The sequence below is a fragment of the Pedobacter sp. PF22-3 genome (assembly GCF_026239555.1).
Classification (GTDB): domain Bacteria; phylum Bacteroidota; class Bacteroidia; order Sphingobacteriales; family Sphingobacteriaceae; genus Pedobacter.
Genome location: NZ_JAPIVP010000004.1, coordinates 117201 through 133151 on the forward strand (window position 1 = coordinate 117201; position 15951 = coordinate 133151).

The 15951-nt window shown below is 37.8% G+C and carries 18 protein-coding genes; 12 read left to right on the forward strand and 6 right to left on the reverse strand.

Annotated elements, in window-relative coordinates; translation table 11 throughout:
• Window positions 1-311 precede the first annotated feature (311 nt).
• Window positions 312-821: a sigma-70 family RNA polymerase sigma factor gene (locus OQX63_RS06985; RefSeq protein ID WP_265850182.1), complete on the forward strand. Its 510-nt coding sequence runs from the start codon at window positions 312-314 to the stop codon at window positions 819-821.
• Between the two features lie 68 nt (window positions 822-889).
• Here the strand turns inward: OQX63_RS06985 and OQX63_RS06990 are convergent, their stop codons facing one another.
• Window positions 890-2299 carry an alpha-L-fucosidase gene (locus OQX63_RS06990; protein WP_265850183.1) on the reverse strand — a complete coding sequence of 470 codons (1410 nt, stop codon included), beginning with the start codon at window positions 2297-2299 and terminating at the stop codon, window positions 890-892.
• Between the two features lie 215 nt (window positions 2300-2514).
• On the opposite strand from OQX63_RS06990, the gene OQX63_RS06995 reads away from it, so the two are divergent.
• Together OQX63_RS06995 and OQX63_RS07000 are read left to right on the forward strand one after the other, a co-directional pair.
• Window positions 2515-3948 (forward strand): sensor histidine kinase, encoded by a 1434-nt coding sequence (locus OQX63_RS06995; RefSeq protein WP_265850184.1) that lies wholly within the window; start codon window positions 2515-2517, stop codon window positions 3946-3948.
• A 14-nt stretch (window positions 3949-3962) separates the two neighbouring features.
• On the forward strand, window positions 3963-4697 hold the full coding sequence (locus tag OQX63_RS07000; RefSeq protein WP_265850185.1) for a response regulator transcription factor: 735 nt from the start codon (window positions 3963-3965) through the stop codon (window positions 4695-4697).
• 19 nt (window positions 4698-4716) lie between these two features.
• Here OQX63_RS07000 and OQX63_RS07005 read toward each other — a convergent pair whose 3' ends face one another.
• Window positions 4717-5118 (reverse strand): winged helix-turn-helix transcriptional regulator, encoded by a 402-nt coding sequence (locus OQX63_RS07005; protein WP_265850186.1) that lies wholly within the window; start codon window positions 5116-5118, stop codon window positions 4717-4719.
• A 124-nt stretch (window positions 5119-5242) separates the two neighbouring features.
• Between OQX63_RS07005 and OQX63_RS07010 the strand changes: the two genes are divergently transcribed.
• Together OQX63_RS07010 and OQX63_RS07015 are read left to right on the forward strand one after the other, a co-directional pair.
• Window positions 5243-6037, forward strand: coding sequence for an SDR family oxidoreductase (locus OQX63_RS07010; RefSeq protein WP_265850187.1), 795 nt, complete (start codon window positions 5243-5245; stop codon window positions 6035-6037).
• Window positions 6038-6060: 23 nt separating this feature from the next.
• Window positions 6061-6378 carry a nuclear transport factor 2 family protein gene (locus tag OQX63_RS07015; RefSeq protein WP_265850188.1) on the forward strand — a complete coding sequence of 106 codons (318 nt, stop codon included), beginning with the start codon at window positions 6061-6063 and terminating at the stop codon, window positions 6376-6378.
• Window positions 6379-6899: 521 nt separating this feature from the next.
• Here OQX63_RS07015 and OQX63_RS07020 read toward each other — a convergent pair.
• From OQX63_RS07020 to OQX63_RS07035, 4 genes are all read right to left on the reverse strand, one after another.
• Window positions 6900-7811, reverse strand: a complete 912-nt coding sequence (locus OQX63_RS07020) for an alpha/beta hydrolase (RefSeq protein WP_265850189.1) — start codon at window positions 7809-7811, stop codon at window positions 6900-6902.
• On the reverse strand, window positions 7795-8721 hold the full coding sequence (locus OQX63_RS07025) for an NmrA family NAD(P)-binding protein (RefSeq protein WP_265850190.1): 927 nt from the start codon (window positions 8719-8721) through the stop codon (window positions 7795-7797). Before OQX63_RS07025 ends, OQX63_RS07020 begins: the two co-directional genes overlap by 17 nt.
• A 74-nt stretch (window positions 8722-8795) precedes the next feature.
• Window positions 8796-9356, reverse strand: a complete 561-nt coding sequence (locus OQX63_RS07030) for a Crp/Fnr family transcriptional regulator (RefSeq protein WP_265850191.1) — start codon at window positions 9354-9356, stop codon at window positions 8796-8798.
• A complete protein-coding gene (locus OQX63_RS07035) occupies window positions 9343-9522 on the reverse strand; it encodes a hypothetical protein (RefSeq protein ID WP_265850192.1) in 180 nt (59 codons plus the stop codon). Before OQX63_RS07035 ends, OQX63_RS07030 begins: the two co-directional genes overlap by 14 nt.
• Window positions 9523-9768: 246 nt before the next feature.
• On the opposite strand from OQX63_RS07035, the gene OQX63_RS07040 reads away from it, so the two are divergent.
• The 7 genes from OQX63_RS07040 to OQX63_RS07070 all read left to right on the forward strand — a co-directional run bounded on the left by OQX63_RS07040 (window position 9769) and on the right by OQX63_RS07070 (window position 15174).
• Window positions 9769-10338 (forward strand): Crp/Fnr family transcriptional regulator, encoded by a 570-nt coding sequence (locus OQX63_RS07040; protein ID WP_265850193.1) that lies wholly within the window; start codon window positions 9769-9771, stop codon window positions 10336-10338.
• A 77-nt stretch (window positions 10339-10415) separates the two neighbouring features.
• Window positions 10416-10805, forward strand: a complete 390-nt coding sequence (locus tag OQX63_RS07045) for a RidA family protein (RefSeq protein WP_265850194.1) — start codon at window positions 10416-10418, stop codon at window positions 10803-10805.
• 517 nt (window positions 10806-11322) lie between these two features.
• Window positions 11323-11976: a hypothetical protein gene (locus tag OQX63_RS07050; protein ID WP_265850195.1), complete on the forward strand. Its 654-nt coding sequence runs from the start codon at window positions 11323-11325 to the stop codon at window positions 11974-11976.
• A gap of 240 nt (window positions 11977-12216) precedes the next feature.
• Window positions 12217-12852, forward strand: coding sequence for a hypothetical protein (locus OQX63_RS07055; RefSeq protein WP_265850196.1), 636 nt, complete (start codon window positions 12217-12219; stop codon window positions 12850-12852).
• A 64-nt stretch (window positions 12853-12916) separates the two neighbouring features.
• Entirely contained in the window at window positions 12917-13462 is a 546-nt protein-coding gene (locus OQX63_RS07060; protein WP_265850197.1) for a hypothetical protein, read from the forward strand.
• A gap of 210 nt (window positions 13463-13672) precedes the next feature.
• The gene (locus OQX63_RS07065) at window positions 13673-14410 is read left to right on the forward strand and encodes a hypothetical protein (RefSeq protein ID WP_265850198.1); all 738 of its coding nucleotides are present in this window, start codon (window positions 13673-13675) and stop codon (window positions 14408-14410) included.
• A gap of 92 nt (window positions 14411-14502) precedes the next feature.
• Entirely contained in the window at window positions 14503-15174 is a 672-nt protein-coding gene (locus tag OQX63_RS07070) for a hypothetical protein (RefSeq protein ID WP_265850199.1), read from the forward strand.
• Window positions 15175-15951: the final 777 nt, after the last annotated feature.

Below are 15951 nucleotides of genomic sequence, written 5' to 3' on the forward strand. Positions count from 1 at the left end.
AACGAAGAAAAAAGCCAAACTACACGAGTCATTGTTTCCCATATAAGCAAGTTGATTTTCTTCAAATTCACGGTTAAATGTAACAATCATACACACTTTAAATGAAATTAAAATTGCTTAATTTCGTATTTTCAACCATTCTAGGGTACTGTCAGACGCTATTAAGCCATTTTTCTGTACAAAAACCTCTTACTTTTCTGCCTTTAATATCCCGCTGATTTAGCATGTGTTTATTTCCTGTTGTGAGATTAATTGAAACATAAATTAATTCAACCTGTTGTTACATGACCTATCTACCTAATTGAAAAACTATGAATCAAAATGAATTCAGCATGGCTGCTGATGGGTATGCTATTGCCCTCCTCACCCATGCGATGCGGTTTACCCATGATGAAGATGACGCGAAAGACCTTGTGCAGGATACACTCATTAAAGGAATTAGATTTTGCGCAAAGTTTGACAAAGGCACTAATTTACGTGGCTGGCTTTATGTGATTATGCGAAATACCTTTATAAATGACTATCGTAAAGCCCAGAAAAGGCATTCGGTGATCAGTAGAGATGAAGATTTATCAAGTCCTAACTTGCTAAAAAGTTCAGCGAAAATTTCTTCTGAAGGAAAGTTTGTGATGGATGATATTCAGAAAGCCATGCAGAGTTTGCCGGAACAATACCGTGTTCCTTTTCAGCGGTATTTTGAGGGATATAAATATGAGGAAATTGCTGAAGAGCGGGGCATTCCGTTAGGAACAGTAAAAACGCATATCCACCAGGCGAGGCAGATCCTGAAAACATATTTGAAGCAGTATAGGATAGCCTAATGTTAAAATTTTGTTGATAAGCGCATTAATAATATGGGCCGGACCAAAATTGATCCGGCTAAACTATCTTATTTCCTTTCATTAAATACGCCTAGTTCTGCAATAGCAGGTGGACTGTCAAAATCGGTAATGGTAACTTTTATTTTTTCGCACCAGATTCGTTTGAACCGGAAAATGCTTACCCTTTTTTCGCCTTCGTTGCTCGCTGGCAATGCATTCCACTTGCCATTTACATAGTATTGTAAACTATAGGTAGCCTTTTGGTTATTGCCTGTTGTAAGTACAACCATGTTACAAGGTACGGCCTTTTCAAAATTCAACTCGTACCACGGCGATTTTACGGTATGATTGGATGACCAGCTTGAGCCAAAATCATCATCGTTAGCAAAATCCATAATATTCATATCATCACTCCAGCTACTATTGCTTTTTACATGTTTGGCAATGTTACTGGAAATAATCGGAGTAGCATGCGGTGGAATACGTGGCAGGTCTACAGGTTTTTTATAAAGCTGGCCCATTTCTTTTAGTGCTGTTAAGGCATTGTCATCTATCAAACCATTTTTGCCAGGTGCTACATTTAGGATAAAATTGCAATATGCACCATTATATGGAACGATAAATTTGTTTACCAGTTCGGGCACATTTTTTACCGCTGTAGTAGGGAAAGATGTTTTCCAGAACCAGTTGGTCTGGAGCGGAAGACAGGCTAGTGCTGGAAGTTTGTTGTTTTCTTTTGAAATAAACTGACCTGCACCTTGTTCGTAAGATTTAATATCGGTATAAAAAAGTGCTTGCGTAGGGTATTTAGCTGCATTCAGATCCATTACCAGGCAGTTTGGCTGTAAAGATTTAATCAGGTAATAAATATCTTCAAAAGGTACCTGATCATAAGAAATCCTCGACCATGGCGCATCCCATCCGTCAATAATCAGGGCAGTGATCTCACCATAATTCGTGAGCAGTTCGGTAATCTGATCTTTAATCATTTGCACATGTGCAGGTGTAATCTGATTCGGACGGATGCCATGGTGGGTATCCAATATAGAATAATATAGCATTACCTTTAAGCCATTTTTGCGAAAAGCATCTGCATACTCCTTTACCACATCGCGTTTTAATGGCGTATTCATTACGTTATACGCTGTTGTTTTGGTGTTCCAGATCGGGAAACCACTGTGGTGTTTGGTGGTTAAGCAACCGTAGGTCATATTGGCCGATTTTGCAGCCTTAGCCCATTGATTGGCATCAAGTTGTGGAGATTGGAACAGGGACAGATCTGCATCCGGATCCGACCAGTCCTGATCCATAAAAGTTGGCATACCGTAATGAATAAACATGCCCAATCCGAGGTCAACAAAATCCTGTTGCAGTTCGGGTAAGGGTTTATTGGCAGATTTTTGCTGCGCCTGTGCCGGGCAAAGGGATGTTATAGCAGAAGCAATAAGTAATAATGATAAAATCCTTTTAAAGGTCATTTCGCTTTTTTTGATTTAAGTATTGGTTTGAATTTCTTGAATACCAGACTTGCCTGCAGTCAATAACCTGACTAAGATTGATGACTATCTATATCCATTATTCAAAGCTACCTCCAAAACCGCAACAATTTGCCGAACAAAAGCGTAACAGAAGCCTAACAAAAGCTTAACGTTATGCTATTTATGGAATAATACGTCTATTTTTAAAGGATAAAATGAAAGATCGGATATATAAATCAGTCGTATTGCTCAGCTTTCTGATATTGCTGCTCGTGCAACTCAGATTAACCTATAATTCTTACGTACTTAGAGACAGGGATTATAGCTTAAAAGAGAAAACACTGATTAACGATGAATATGGGCGCAGTATATCCGAAGATAAAGTTTACAAGGGCGGTGGAAAAATTATCGATTCGATCCTCTCCAAAAATATGCCAGCACTCAAAAAAGCCTACCTCGGCAACCGGCAAGAATTTGTTAAACTTTCGCAAAGCGTTAACAATACCTTATTGAAAGCCCTTCGGAAAGAAAGCACCATGGATAGTGTTTTCCAATCCATAGTAAAAAGAAATGGCCTGGACAGCAACTTACAATACCTGCTTACCTTTCAACAGATAGATATCAACTTCGATAACGAAATCGGGGACATCACCATATTCGACAGCCATACCCGTACCGATTTTAAAGCAGATCAAATAACACCCTTCGGCGTAATCATTGATGGTACATTAACTTACCCAACTATGCAGAACAAGGTTACCAATCTTTCTGTTAGTGGCAAGCTGGTTTATAATTATAGGGTAACCTTTAACCTTTTTGTTGATCCCCCAGGCCGTACGCTCAAAGTGGCGTATCAGATGTTGCCTACATTTTTGCTGGTTGCGCTTTGCATCATCATCATCGTAGGCATCAATTATTATACTTATATCAGCTGGATGCGGCAGAAAAAAGAAACGGATGTAAAATCCGATTTCCTGAACAGCATTAAACACGAATTCAACACCCCTATTACCACCATTTTAGTGGCAAGCAAGAGCCTGCATGAAAATGAGGTACTCAGCGACAGGAATCGTGTAAATACACTTGTAAATATCGTAGAAAGACAGGCAAGAAGGCTTCAATCCCACATTAACCAAATGCTGGAAGTCTCGGAATTGAACAACAATATCAATTTAGAAGAAACAGATCTTAACTATGCTATTCTTACCTTGGTAAATGACTATAAAATAAAAATACACGAGCCAAACAACCTAACGTTTGATCCTCATGATTCAGAAATACTGGTGATGATGGATCCTTTTGTGTTTACCACCATGCTGCAGAATATAATTGACAATTCCTTTAAACATAACCATAGCGAGGTTAAAATAACCATGCTCTTTATCACTAAAAACAAGGATGGCTATACCCTGCATATTAAGGACAACGGGAAAGGAATGGAAGATGGTATGAAAGAAAAAATATTTGATAAATTCTTTCGTGGCGGTAAAGATAGTACAGTTTCAGGCCTGGGCCTTGGCTTATATTATGTTAAACAGTGTCTTGATATTCATGGTTGGAAAATCAGTATAAACACAACAATTGAAAAAGGAACCGAATTTCTGGTGTTTATACCTATGGGGCAGATTACGAATAGTACAAATGATTAATTAAATTGCAACCTATGCCTTATGACATCATAATAATTGAGGATGAAACTGATTTGGGCAATGTAATCACAGCATACCTAAAGTTGCGTGGTTTTAGCGTACTGTGGTTTCAAAATGCTACAGAAACATTAGATTACTATTCTGCAAACCCGTTCGATAATAAGCTAATCATTGTGGATGTGCAATTACCCGACCTTAACGGTTTCGACCTGGCAGCTAAACTGGTGAAAATTAATCCCAGCCAACCCTTCTTCTTCCTTACGGCACACAACGAAAAACAAGACCGGTTAAGAGGGCTTAAAATAGGTGCTATAGATTATATATCCAAACCGTTTGAAATTGAAGAACTGGTATTGCGAATAGCAAACATCATCAATAAGTTTTCACCTAATCCAAAAGTAACCGCTACGGCCAAACCAGGCTACATCACCATGGGCGATATTCGTTACCAAAAGGATCAGTTGTTTGTTTTGATGCCCGATGGTAAAGAAATTCCACTCACAGTAAGAGAATCAGAAGTATTGGATCTGCTGGCAGGTAATATCAATCAGGTGGTTAAAAAAAAGGATCTACTCTTATCTTTATGGGGAAACGACGACTATTTCAATGGAAAAAGTCTTGAAGTGTTCATTTCAAGACTGCGGCGACTTTTCAGGGCTTCCGATCAGGTTAGTATAGAAAATGTATATGGGCTGGGATACATTTTGAAGGTAAATAAACAAGGCGGAGATGTAACTTTTGGGCAATAGTAAAATATAGCTTAAAAAGCTATAGTGTAGACACATCGTTTGTATCACTTGCAAGATCCTGTGAGGCTTCCATTCTTTTTAAAATTACCTTTCTCAGCCTGTTTTCATGTTCATCGCCCCAAAATCCTAATGTAGAAATTACCGGCACTAAGGTTTTACCAAAATCTGTAAGGGAATATTCGACTTTTGGTGGAACCTGAGCGTAGATTTTCTTTGTCACTAGCTCATGATCTTCCAATTCTTTCAATTGCATGTTCAAAACACGTCTTGAGGCATCAGGTATTTTACGCTGTAATTCACTTGGACGCAGATGCCCCTGATGGATAAACCATAACAAACGAATTTTCCATTTGCCGTAAAGTACTTCACCAATCAGGTCGAGGCCGCAGTTTAAATTCAAAGGTATTTTTCTTTCGTGCATATACAAATTTAATCCAATGTACCAATTTGTACAATAGGTGAAAAATTTATCCCTATGCAATTCGGTTTTCCGTTATTGCCAGAAAAAGTGATACTTCTCAAATTTGTATCAAAGAATTCGACAAATGGAAAATCAATTTAATTACAACAATGAACTTCAAGGTAAAATTGCCTTGGTAACCGGTGGAACAAAAGGAGCCGGAAAAGCAATTGCAGAAAGACTGTTACAAGCTGGGGCAACCGTTATAATTAGCGCAAGAAATGCACCTGAAAATGAAAACAGCAACCTGCATTTTATATCAGCTGATTTAAGTAAAGCAGAAGGAACAGAAAAATTAATCAGCGAATTGATGTCCACTTATGGAAGGCTGGATATCCTGGTGAACAATCTTGGTTCTTCAACAACACCAGCCGGTGGATTCTCTGTGTTATCAGATGAAGATTGGGAATCAACCCTGCAAGCTAATTTGCTTGCTCCGGTGAGACTTGACAGAGGATTTTTACCACAGATGGTGGATAGAAAAAGCGGCGTTATTATTCACATCGCATCCATTCAGGGTAAATTACCGCTCTACGACTCTACTTTGCCTTATGCCGCTTCAAAAGCCGCATTGAGAAACTACAGTAAAAGTTTATCGAACGAAGTTACCCCTAAGGGCGTTCGGGTACTCACGGTTTCTCCAGGCTGGATCAACACAACAGCATCGGAAGCCTGGCTGGGCGAAATTGCTAGAAACGCAAACGGTACTGTAGAAGAAGCGCAGCAAAGTGTAATGGATGCCTTGGGTGGAATACCTTTCGGAAGACCTTCCGAACCTGAAGAAATAGCCGAGTTGGTTGGCTTTCTTGTTTCGCCAAGAGCCCGCTATTTAACAGGAACTGAATTTATAATCGATGGCGGTACAGTGCCAACCATTTAATTAATCATAAAAAATATAATCCGATGAATTTACCACACATTATCTCAAAATTAGTAAAAGCACAAAACGATTTTGATAGTGCAGCCTATGCCAGTTGTTTTGCTGAAAATGCAGCAGTATTTGATGAAGGCAAAACCCATAACGGAAAAGCAGAAATTGAAAACTGGATTGATAAGGCCAACAAAGAATATCATGCCATTATGGAGCCAGTAGATTATGACGAAAAGGAAGATATGCTATCGGCGAAAACTTCAGGAAATTTTCCGGGTAGTCCGATCGTTTTGAAATATCACTTTAAATTATCCGGGGAATATATTCAATCGCTGAAAGTTACGGGTTAATACTTAAATTAAGCTGAACAAAACCAACCTTTTGATGATTGGTAAGGCAACAATAATGCCTTAAGCAATTTTTAGAATGCCTTAGGCTTAATTTTATGAATGAGTAAAAAGAGGCTGTATCATAAAATTAAAATTTGCATACTGAGGGATAATTTATTGCGTAAAATTAATATGATTGACAGATAAATTTTAATTAGGTAATATCCCTTAAGAGATCGTCATTCCCAACTTGATTGGGAATCTTAATGCGAACGTTTTAAGATTCCCGCATACGCGAGAATGACGACCTCACTAGTGGATTCTGTCAATGGTAGTTTACCAAATTTCGGAAAAGTAGTAGAAGAACCTCCTTCAAATGCACAGAAATTCTTTCGATACTTCGTGAAGCTCAGTACACGCTAAGTACAACGTGACGAATCAGACGTGAAGTTACAAAGATGATATAGCCTTTTTTTTTGATAAATTACTGATGAATAATTAGTTAAATTACCACTGGAGTGATTCAGTCATTACCCTGGTTGCTATTTTTTTAAATACGTCATGATTGTTTCATATATGCCTGACGAATTTTCTTCAAACATAAAATGACCGGTATTTTCCAGATTCACCAGTTGATAATTTTCGGCTATCATTGGTAAACTATACTGATAAAAACCGGAAGATACGTTACTGGCTATACCTAAAACAGGCATATTTAACTTCGAATAATTTTTGGCATCGGCTATATCCTGGTTAAAAGCCTGGTACCAGCCATTAGAAGCGCGGATACGCTCTGGCTGATTGTAAACGGATGCATATACATCCCTTTCAAAATCAGGCATCTTTGAACTGTCTACCATCACGTAATCGAAAAGCCAGTCGAGTAGGTAGCGATAACGTCTCTCCAGTAATTTTTCAGGCAGTTCTTTGACTTGATTAAAACTCATCCACCAGGTATAGGTCTGTTGGTGATCTATTTTTTCTCCAAAAGCTCCCGGAGGCGGCATCAGTTTCATTTGCATCATTCCTTCATTGGGATGCAGGCCATCCGCCAGGATCAGGCGTTCCACCATATCCGGATAATTATGCGCCAGGCTGGCTGCTACCATACCGCCGATATCATGGCCTAATACGTGCGCTTTACTGATACCCAACAGCGCCATTAACTTGTACACATCAGTAGCCATTGTTTTTTTGTCATAGCCTGATGTTGGTGTTGCCGAGCTGCCCATACCACGAATATCTATTACGATAACCCTGAAATGATCAGCCAATGGCAGCGCGACAGAACGATAGGAATACCAGGTTTGCGGCCAGCCGGGCAGGCAGATCAATACCGGACCTTTGCCACCACTATCTACAAAGTGCAGCTGCGTTCCATTCACTTCCATTATCTGACTGGTAAAGCCGGGCCAATGTTTTATAAGCTGCGCATCGCTATATACCTGTTCCATTTTGTGCTATTTTGTTGTTGTTTATTTCGTGAAGTGTTGTTTCTGCCGCTTGCCAGCTTAAGCCAGTATACCGGTTGTTGTCAAGTATATGATGATGTGCAGCAAACATGCTGTAGAGATATTGCATCTGCTGCCATTGCGGATACAACTGCTTTTCCCCATCGGGATTTTCTGTCCGTAACTTTTGAATGTAAGCCGAGAATTGTTCCAGCGTACCTTGTTCTTTTAATTCGAAATGTTCCCCAAAAATGCGTCCGGCGAGCACAGCCAGTTCATTCGGGCTAATCTGGAAACCTGCAATGCGGAGAAATCGTGGCGCATCATCATCCAATGCAGCATATGCAGTGAAAGCGGCTGTATCTTCTATAGTAGTGAAGTCGATCTGCCAATCTGCTTTCTCCGAATAGTAGGTAATGGTCTTTGCTTTTGTATCCAGGAGTGGAATATCATACTGCAAAACATAGGCAAAAGCACCGTTAAATACTGAAGTAGCACGGATGTTGCTAGTTTCCAGTACGGACTGAAACTCCTTACGCAGGTCAAAATTCCTGTTTTCGCCCTGCTGTAGTTGGGTAAAATCTGTACAAAAATCGGATGGGATAAAGCGTGGAACGCCCGCCTGTACGGCAGCCTGAAGCAATTGGCTTTGTGCCGTTACAATCACCTCGCGTAAGCCTGCAAGTACCGATACCACACAAGAAACACCTTTACAAGCCGATACCAAGCCAGTTTCATCTTCAAAACGAACCGCTATAACCTCTACTCCTAATTTAAGCAGTTCATTTATCTTCTCCTGATTACTTTCTTCTCTCACCAAGGCTCGTACACTAGCGCCATTTTTGATTAAATGTTTGCATAATCTGCCTCCAAGGTCGCCAGTAGCGCCTGCAACTAAAATCATATTATTCATTGTTCTTTCTTATTTAGATCACAAAACTATGCCCATTGAAAGTCAATCGAACTACCATTTGGTAGATAATACAATTAGCGAAGATTTTTACGGATACGGCTCAGGGCATTTGGTGTGATGCCGAGGTAAGAAGCCAGTTGCTTTACAGAAATAAATTGCATGAAGCCTGGCTTTTGTAGAAATGCCAGGTAACGTTCCTCTACAGTCATGGTTTGGAAGCTGATGATCTCGCTGATCATGCGCACCGCCATACCCTCCCAGAGTTTTCGGCCAAACTCCTGCCATGCGGGAATTTGTCTATAAAGCAAATCCATATCGCTTTTATGGATACAGTATAGTTCCGTGTCTACAACCGCCTCAATATTGAACCGTGAAGGCAACGCCGGACTCAGGCTGGAAATTTCAGCGAAAAACTCTCCTGGCTGGACAATCCAGGCCGTAAGTTCCTGATCATCGTTATAGAAAAAGCGAAGTGCTCCTTTATTTAAAAAATAATAGTGTGAAGCGATCTGGCCGCGTTTCATTAATAATTGACTCTTTTGCAGTGTTTTTAAGGTGAAATGCCCTAAAATCTTCTGAAGATCTTCTTCTTCCAACCCAACGCTGGAACGTATCAAACTTTTAAGTTCCTGCATATACTTCTGTAAAAGATCCTAACGACTGTTTTACGTCCTCTCTATTGGCCATTTTCTTTAGAATTACCTTATTCGATCTGCCTTCATTAAAATCGCCCTTACTACACGAAATTGCAGGACTGAAAAAAGAAACATAACTAAGGTTAGGGGTACTATTCAATTTCATAATATCTTGCCTTTTTTGTAATTAAATCAATAACTATGCCTCAATAACATAAGCACAGCCCTTTTTCAACCGGATTGATCATTTAACCCGAAGAAAAATATCACATACGCATCGATGTGAAATCTAATACCAGAGGTTCTATAAATAAATTTAAAATACAAAAGTAATTGTCTTTTAAAACCTACTTATAGCTCATGCAATCCCGTTATAAGTTATTAGGTATCTTTAGAAACTTTTAAGCAGCTTATGAAGCCTTTTCTAAAAAACGATATTGACATTTTCAAAAACCTGACGGAAGCCGAATTCAATAAACTTAAAAGTGTTTTTTTCTATCGGAAATATTTGAAAAAAGAATTTATTATAAAAGAAGATACTGCAGTTCAGCACATTTATTTTATCTCTTCGGGCTTAGTTAAACTATCTTATTTCGATAATGATGCCAATGAATTCATTTTGTCATTTGCTTTTGAAAACTGGTGGGAAACAGACTTTTCTGCCTTTTATCATCAAACCAAAGCTACGTTAACACTACAATGCCTTGAAAATACAGAGGTATACAGTTTGAGCTTTGATGATTACTTTCTGATTTTGAATAAATACAGACTCTCAGACTATTTTTTAGACAAATCAATAAGGGGACATATTGCCAGTCAAAAAAGGATTTTGTCGCTGCTCACACTAAATCCGAGACAGCGTTATGAACAATTTCTGCAGGTATATCCATCGCTTGGCCAAAGAGTTCCAAAATCCATACTCGCACGATATCTTGGGGTTTCGAGGGAGACATTGAGCAGGCTGTATAAAGCTAAAAGATAAAAGTGATCCTGGTCACACCCGAATTACAAAAAGTACTTGGAATTTTGCAGGTAAGAAATTTATCAGATAGTTTTGTTATGCAAAAAAACATTATCAATCCCTGGACTTGGCAAGATGCAAGAAGTTATGCACAAGCGGTAGAAGTAAAAAATGCAGAAGGTACGCTATATGTTTCTGGTCAAACTGCGATAAGTGATCAGGGCGTATCAAGCGATGAAGATATGCGTTCGCAAATCATCCATACCATTCAAAATTTAGAGAAAGTTATTCATAAAGCAGATTATGAATTGAAGAACGTGGTCAGGTTAAATATTTATACCACTTCAAGCTCAGAATTATTCGAAAATTTTGACGTCATTCAAAATTGGATCAATAAAAATAATATCAAGCAAGCTTCTACTGTACTGGAGGTAAAAAGCCTTTTTGAAACACTAAAAATTGAACTTGAAGCGACAGTGGTAAAATAGTTTTGAAAATCTGCCGCCATTCTCTTTTAAGTTTTAAAGTTTTCTGGATGAGACAATGGAGCTATAAAATTGGGAGTATTAGGTCTTTTAGTAATTACTTCTAAAAACTGAATAAATTTCAAACCTAAAATTACTGGTCAAATTTTAATACCTCAAGCATAATTGTCCGATGTTTTATAGTCCATTCGCGGAGTTACAAGATCAATGGCGCGAAACTATTCCCGTGTTCAGAATGGGTATAACATACCGCATTTTTCGCCTGGCTTCCGCGGACAGCTATAATCAGGCTATTTTGCTCCAGGTTAACGGAGTTCCTTAGTTAGGATTCTTAAAGTAATGGGCTCAAAGCGGCTCGCTTCATTCCGGGTTAATCTGGCAAATCTGTTCAGGTAGCAAAGCAATACATCTAAAAACAGATTTTTCTAAAGCAACATCTTTATCAAAACCATTATGCGTTTTTAGCGTTAACGTATACATAGGTTTCCATATCATAAAACAAGATTAACAGCGCTATTGTATGAAACATGTATATCTAATTTTCGCCTCCATCCTATTATTATCTGCCTGTAACAGCAATCAAAAAAAAGCAGAAAACAATCTGGTTTCGCAAACCAAAGTCTCTGACAGTACCAATATTATCCCTCCAAAAGAAAACGATGTTGAAGTAAAGAATTGGTTAGATGATTTTAAAAATTTTAGGGAAGCCCTGCATTTAAAGGATCTCAAAAAATTGAAAACTTATTTCGATTTCCCCGTTTCTGACGATGGCACTTCAATTTGGAGCTTATGCAATTTAACCGCAGCAGAAATACAGGTGAGAAAAAACAAGTTCAAAAATTCTGATCTATTTTATGAGCAAGATTTAGAACAATACCATACCCGAATTTTCAATGCCGATTTTGTTAAAATGTTATTGAAAATTAAATCTGACAAGCTGTATGCAACACACTTTAATGAAACGCCAGAAGTTACAACAGCTGATCATATATATAAACTGATTGCAGAATACAATCCGACTAGTAAGATATTAAGTTTCAACTTAGCTTATGCCAACAACGAAACAGACGAGGAAGGCAATCGCGTAAGTGAGGGTGAATACAATGTTATTTACAGTTTCACCGTTATCGATGGTAAATATCTAAAATTTAAGAGAATAGATATTGCCGGGTAAAACAAAATCATGAAAACCCATTCTCAAATGGCATGATATCCAAGGCAATTTATTTGATTATTAATGTGGCAAAAAGATAATTTATTATCAAAAACTAAATTAACAAATGGCTTTTATTGAATCTTAAAACAAAGGGATTATCATTTTTTAGCAAGTGTAATTTCGGCAAAGGCTAAATTTTCGTTAAACCAAATAAGGGGAAATATGTTAATAATAAATCTTAATTAATGTTTTCAACTCATGACAAAAATCGGTAAATATTTACTGGTAGTTCTATCTGTATTAACTTATGCTTGTAATAATCAGCAAACTACCAAAAAAGCAGTTGAAGTTGCTGGTACAGATACCACAGCAACGGCCGTCATTGACACCTCCAACAACTTAGCGCCATCAGGTCAGCTGCCAAAAGACCAGCAAGAAGAAGCCCGCATCAATTATCAGGATAGCATTGATTTTGAACGGTACCAGGTAGATGCTGAAAAAGTAACTAAACATGCACCTATAGATTGGACAAGCTATCCCGAAGCTAAAGATTTTAAAACACGAATTACCGAAGCCTATACAACTATTGAGGTTGATTTTGCAGGATATTATGTGGTTTCCGTGTTTGGTTGTGGAGCAAGCTGTATTATGGGTTTTATGGTTGATGTTCGCGACGGTAAAATTTACGATTTACCATTAGGTGAAGAGAATTCATGTCTTTTCGCAGAAGATAGTGCAATGGGTAACCTGAAAAGCAGGCTTTTTATTGCCGGAGTTTGTAAAGAAAACGCGGATGATAAAAAAGTCTATTACAAAGCTTATTTATGGGACGAGGATAAAAAAGAATTTGGAAAAGTGGAGGCCGATGCATTTTTAAAAAACAAGCTAAATTAATTTTCAGAGCGTATAGTTAAACATTTTAAACATAGCTTCTGCGCTTTTTACAATAAACAATCAAATGACTGCTAAAAAGATCTTTAAAATCATTGGAATATTGATTACAGTATTCATCGCACTTATTCTTTTGTTTTTTGGTTTCATTTGGGGGAGCATAGCATGGAACCGCTACAGTAAAAAGAAAGAAGCCATTCGGTACCAGAAAGCAGTTTGCGACACGATAAAAACGGTGCAAGGGAACTTTGAAATTATGGTTAATGGTTTTACAAACAAAGAATTAAAAAAGATTAACTTTTATTTGCAGCGCGACAAACGCATTGTTAAAGATACCACTATAAATTTTGTAGGTAAAGATGACCGGGAAACTCAAACACTTATCATGCCTTTTAAAGAATTTAACATTAACGATCGGATTATCCTTGTCATTAAAAACAGAACTTATTTACTTTCGGGATTTAGCTACATGGCGGTTTACAATTACGGTATGTTTGGCCCGGTTGGGCCATGCCATTGCGCAACAAGTGGCTACCAAAATGTAAACGGCAAGCCTGGTGGCTCAGGCTTGTTGCTTAAAAACGAAGGCTTAGTGAATTATAAGTTACCATAGCTAAGACGTGAATAAACGGAACAGATAGAAGGAAATCTGTCTTAACTTAATCCTTGCGTATTGTTTCTATTGGTTTGTAAAATAAAGACGCATGTGCTTCATTGAAAAAAGATAGCGCAATTACTATAAATATTTTTTTGAAAAAGACACCGTGCAGATAAAAATTTGCTTAAAGAAAACCGCCACTACTAAGTTATTAATCAAAACACTATGATGAAATCGCTTCAAAAATTTATACTCTTTTTTGGTATAACATTAACAATTGCTGCTTGTCAAAACAAGCAGAAAAAACAAGAAACACTTGCTGTAGACACCTTGGTTCACCAAACGGAAGTCCCTCAGCAAGTACAACCCACAAATTCAGATCCTGTTTTTCCTGGCACCGGTAATACCATAACAGATTTTGTTCCGGCCAATTACAAAATGGATTTAGAAGCAACAGGAGATCTGAACAATGATGGCGAAAAAGATGCAGTTATTGTACTTATCAATACAAGAGATACCACCGCACTTCGCCCTACACTAGTACTCTTAAAACAAGGTGAAAAATATAACCTTTACAGTAAATCTCTCTCCGTGATTGGGCCTAAATATCGCGAAGATGGTTATCCAGTCTGCGATTACGAAAATGTTGGTATTGATAGTGGAAAACTGGTTATTTCGATGCAATCTACTGGCCCGGCAGGCAGCATAGAAAGCATTTACAAATACATCGATAAAGCTTTAGTTTTAACGCAAATTAATGCTTTTAGCATGGGCGCTGGCGGACAAACTGATCAAAAAATCGATTTGCTAAAAGGCACTTATACCCAAACCGATATTAATACGATGAAAGAGGCTATGCCTAGCACAACTAAAACGAAAACATACAAAATACCAACAGTTCTCTTTAAAGATAGCGATCCAAGCGAAATCATGATGAAAGCTTTTGATCAAGTGGGGAATTAGATTTGATAGGGTAAAGATTATTATAAGATGCTAAATAAAAAACCATTTTTTTCTATTTTAGATGAATTAAGACACAACCATATGCTTCTCTTATGATCAATAAACTACTGTATATCCTGGTTCTAAACATCTTGTTCAGCTTGAACTTAAATGCACAAAACAGCGCAAAAAAAACCGCTGATGTAGTTCCATTTCAGGTAACAGTTAAAGAATCTACCTTTAAAGGTAAAAATGCTTTAGAACTGGAAATGAAAGGTGAAGCAAACGGAGACAATACGCTTGCGGTCTTAAAGGATATTGAATTCCATAACGGGATAATTGAGGCTACAATTTCAGGGCAACCGCTTGCAAGCGCCGGAGAAACAGCCCGTGGATTTGTTGGGATAGCATTCAGAGCAGCTTCTGACGCTTCAAAAATGGAGGTTTTTTATTTACGTCCTACCAATGGTCGGGCAAATGATCAGTTACGCAGAAATCATTCCAGCCAGTATATTTCTATTCCGGGATATCCCTGGGAAAAATTGAGAAAAGAAACGCCGGGAAAGTATGAGGCATATGTAGATATATTGCCGGCAGAATGGGTCAAAGTAAAAATTGTAGTACAAGATGAAACGGCCAGACTATATGTAAACGGTGCGCATCAACCTACTTTGATCGTAAATGACCTGAAGCAGGGTAAAAATATCCGCGGAAGTGTAGGATTATGGATTGGCCCTGGGACACTAGGTCATTTTACTGATGTTAAAATAACCAAAGAAGATTAACAATTAGAATCATAATTTTGCACGATTAGACTACCAGTTCGGCGTATGTGTAGCTAAAATTGGCATTAATTAAAGTGCGATTGCTTTATTTGCGGTTTAATTTTATTCATATGACTAATTTTTATGCTTGTAGAAGTTATCAAACATTTAAAAAAATGTTGTCGTCTGTAGCTTATGGTCAATCAAAATCTGCTAATAATAACTGTCCTTGCAGTAATTCTTTGGAAATTAGCGACTGGAAACCACAATTAAACAAAGCTTTAGATACAAGAGATAATCCTTACTACAGATAAAATTTAAACTTAAAATACAATTATGACCGTTACTTACATGATGTTGGCTTTCACAACAATTTATTTGACAAGCACCTATCTCTATTACAGATACACAGTAAAAAAAGGTACAGAATTTTGGTATAAGCCCTTATTCCTTTTTGGTAATCGGTATATTATTTTTATTATCGCTTTACGGAAGTTTAACCAGCACCCCATTTGGAGAAATCGTTCCATTCATTAGATAGCTTATTCGGGTTGAGAATTGTTTAATTAGCAACATAATACTTTAGATAACCTGTAAAAAGCTCATGAAAGGTTATTACCTGTTATTGTTGGTATTTGCATCAGGTGCAATCCCATTCCTCAAAAATACAAGCATCCGGGGGTACAAGAATTAACTGTATTACTTCCTACTTCCACTTGCTATCTCAAACCCTGCTTTGCACAAAGGATTCAAAAACCAACCTGACTTAAAACAAAAATAGCTGCAAGCCTAGGGCCG

Coding starts and splice junctions, on each gene's coding strand:
- OQX63_RS06985 (WP_265850182.1), top strand. CDS start 312: ATGAATCAAAATGAATTCAGCATGGCTGCTGATGGGTATGCTATTGCC.
- OQX63_RS06990 (WP_265850183.1), bottom strand. CDS start 2,299: ATGACCTTTAAAAGGATTTTATCATTATTACTTATTGCTTCTGCTATA.
- OQX63_RS06995 (WP_265850184.1), top strand. CDS start 2,515: ATGAAAGATCGGATATATAAATCAGTCGTATTGCTCAGCTTTCTGATA.
- OQX63_RS07000 (WP_265850185.1), top strand. CDS start 3,963: ATGCCTTATGACATCATAATAATTGAGGATGAAACTGATTTGGGCAAT.
- OQX63_RS07005 (WP_265850186.1), bottom strand. CDS start 5,118: ATGCACGAAAGAAAAATACCTTTGAATTTAAACTGCGGCCTCGACCTG.
- OQX63_RS07010 (WP_265850187.1), top strand. CDS start 5,243: ATGGAAAATCAATTTAATTACAACAATGAACTTCAAGGTAAAATTGCC.
- OQX63_RS07015 (WP_265850188.1), top strand. CDS start 6,061: ATGAATTTACCACACATTATCTCAAAATTAGTAAAAGCACAAAACGAT.
- OQX63_RS07020 (WP_265850189.1), bottom strand. CDS start 7,811: ATGGAACAGGTATATAGCGATGCGCAGCTTATAAAACATTGGCCCGGC.
- OQX63_RS07025 (WP_265850190.1), bottom strand. CDS start 8,721: ATGAATAATATGATTTTAGTTGCAGGCGCTACTGGCGACCTTGGAGGC.
- OQX63_RS07030 (WP_265850191.1), bottom strand. CDS start 9,356: ATGCAGGAACTTAAAAGTTTGATACGTTCCAGCGTTGGGTTGGAAGAA.
- OQX63_RS07035 (WP_265850192.1), bottom strand. CDS start 9,522: ATGAAATTGAATAGTACCCCTAACCTTAGTTATGTTTCTTTTTTCAGT.
- OQX63_RS07040 (WP_265850193.1), top strand. CDS start 9,769: ATGAAGCCTTTTCTAAAAAACGATATTGACATTTTCAAAAACCTGACG.
- OQX63_RS07045 (WP_265850194.1), top strand. CDS start 10,416: ATGCAAAAAAACATTATCAATCCCTGGACTTGGCAAGATGCAAGAAGT.
- OQX63_RS07050 (WP_265850195.1), top strand. CDS start 11,323: ATGAAACATGTATATCTAATTTTCGCCTCCATCCTATTATTATCTGCC.
- OQX63_RS07055 (WP_265850196.1), top strand. CDS start 12,217: ATGACAAAAATCGGTAAATATTTACTGGTAGTTCTATCTGTATTAACT.
- OQX63_RS07060 (WP_265850197.1), top strand. CDS start 12,917: ATGACTGCTAAAAAGATCTTTAAAATCATTGGAATATTGATTACAGTA.
- OQX63_RS07065 (WP_265850198.1), top strand. CDS start 13,673: ATGATGAAATCGCTTCAAAAATTTATACTCTTTTTTGGTATAACATTA.
- OQX63_RS07070 (WP_265850199.1), top strand. CDS start 14,503: ATGATCAATAAACTACTGTATATCCTGGTTCTAAACATCTTGTTCAGC.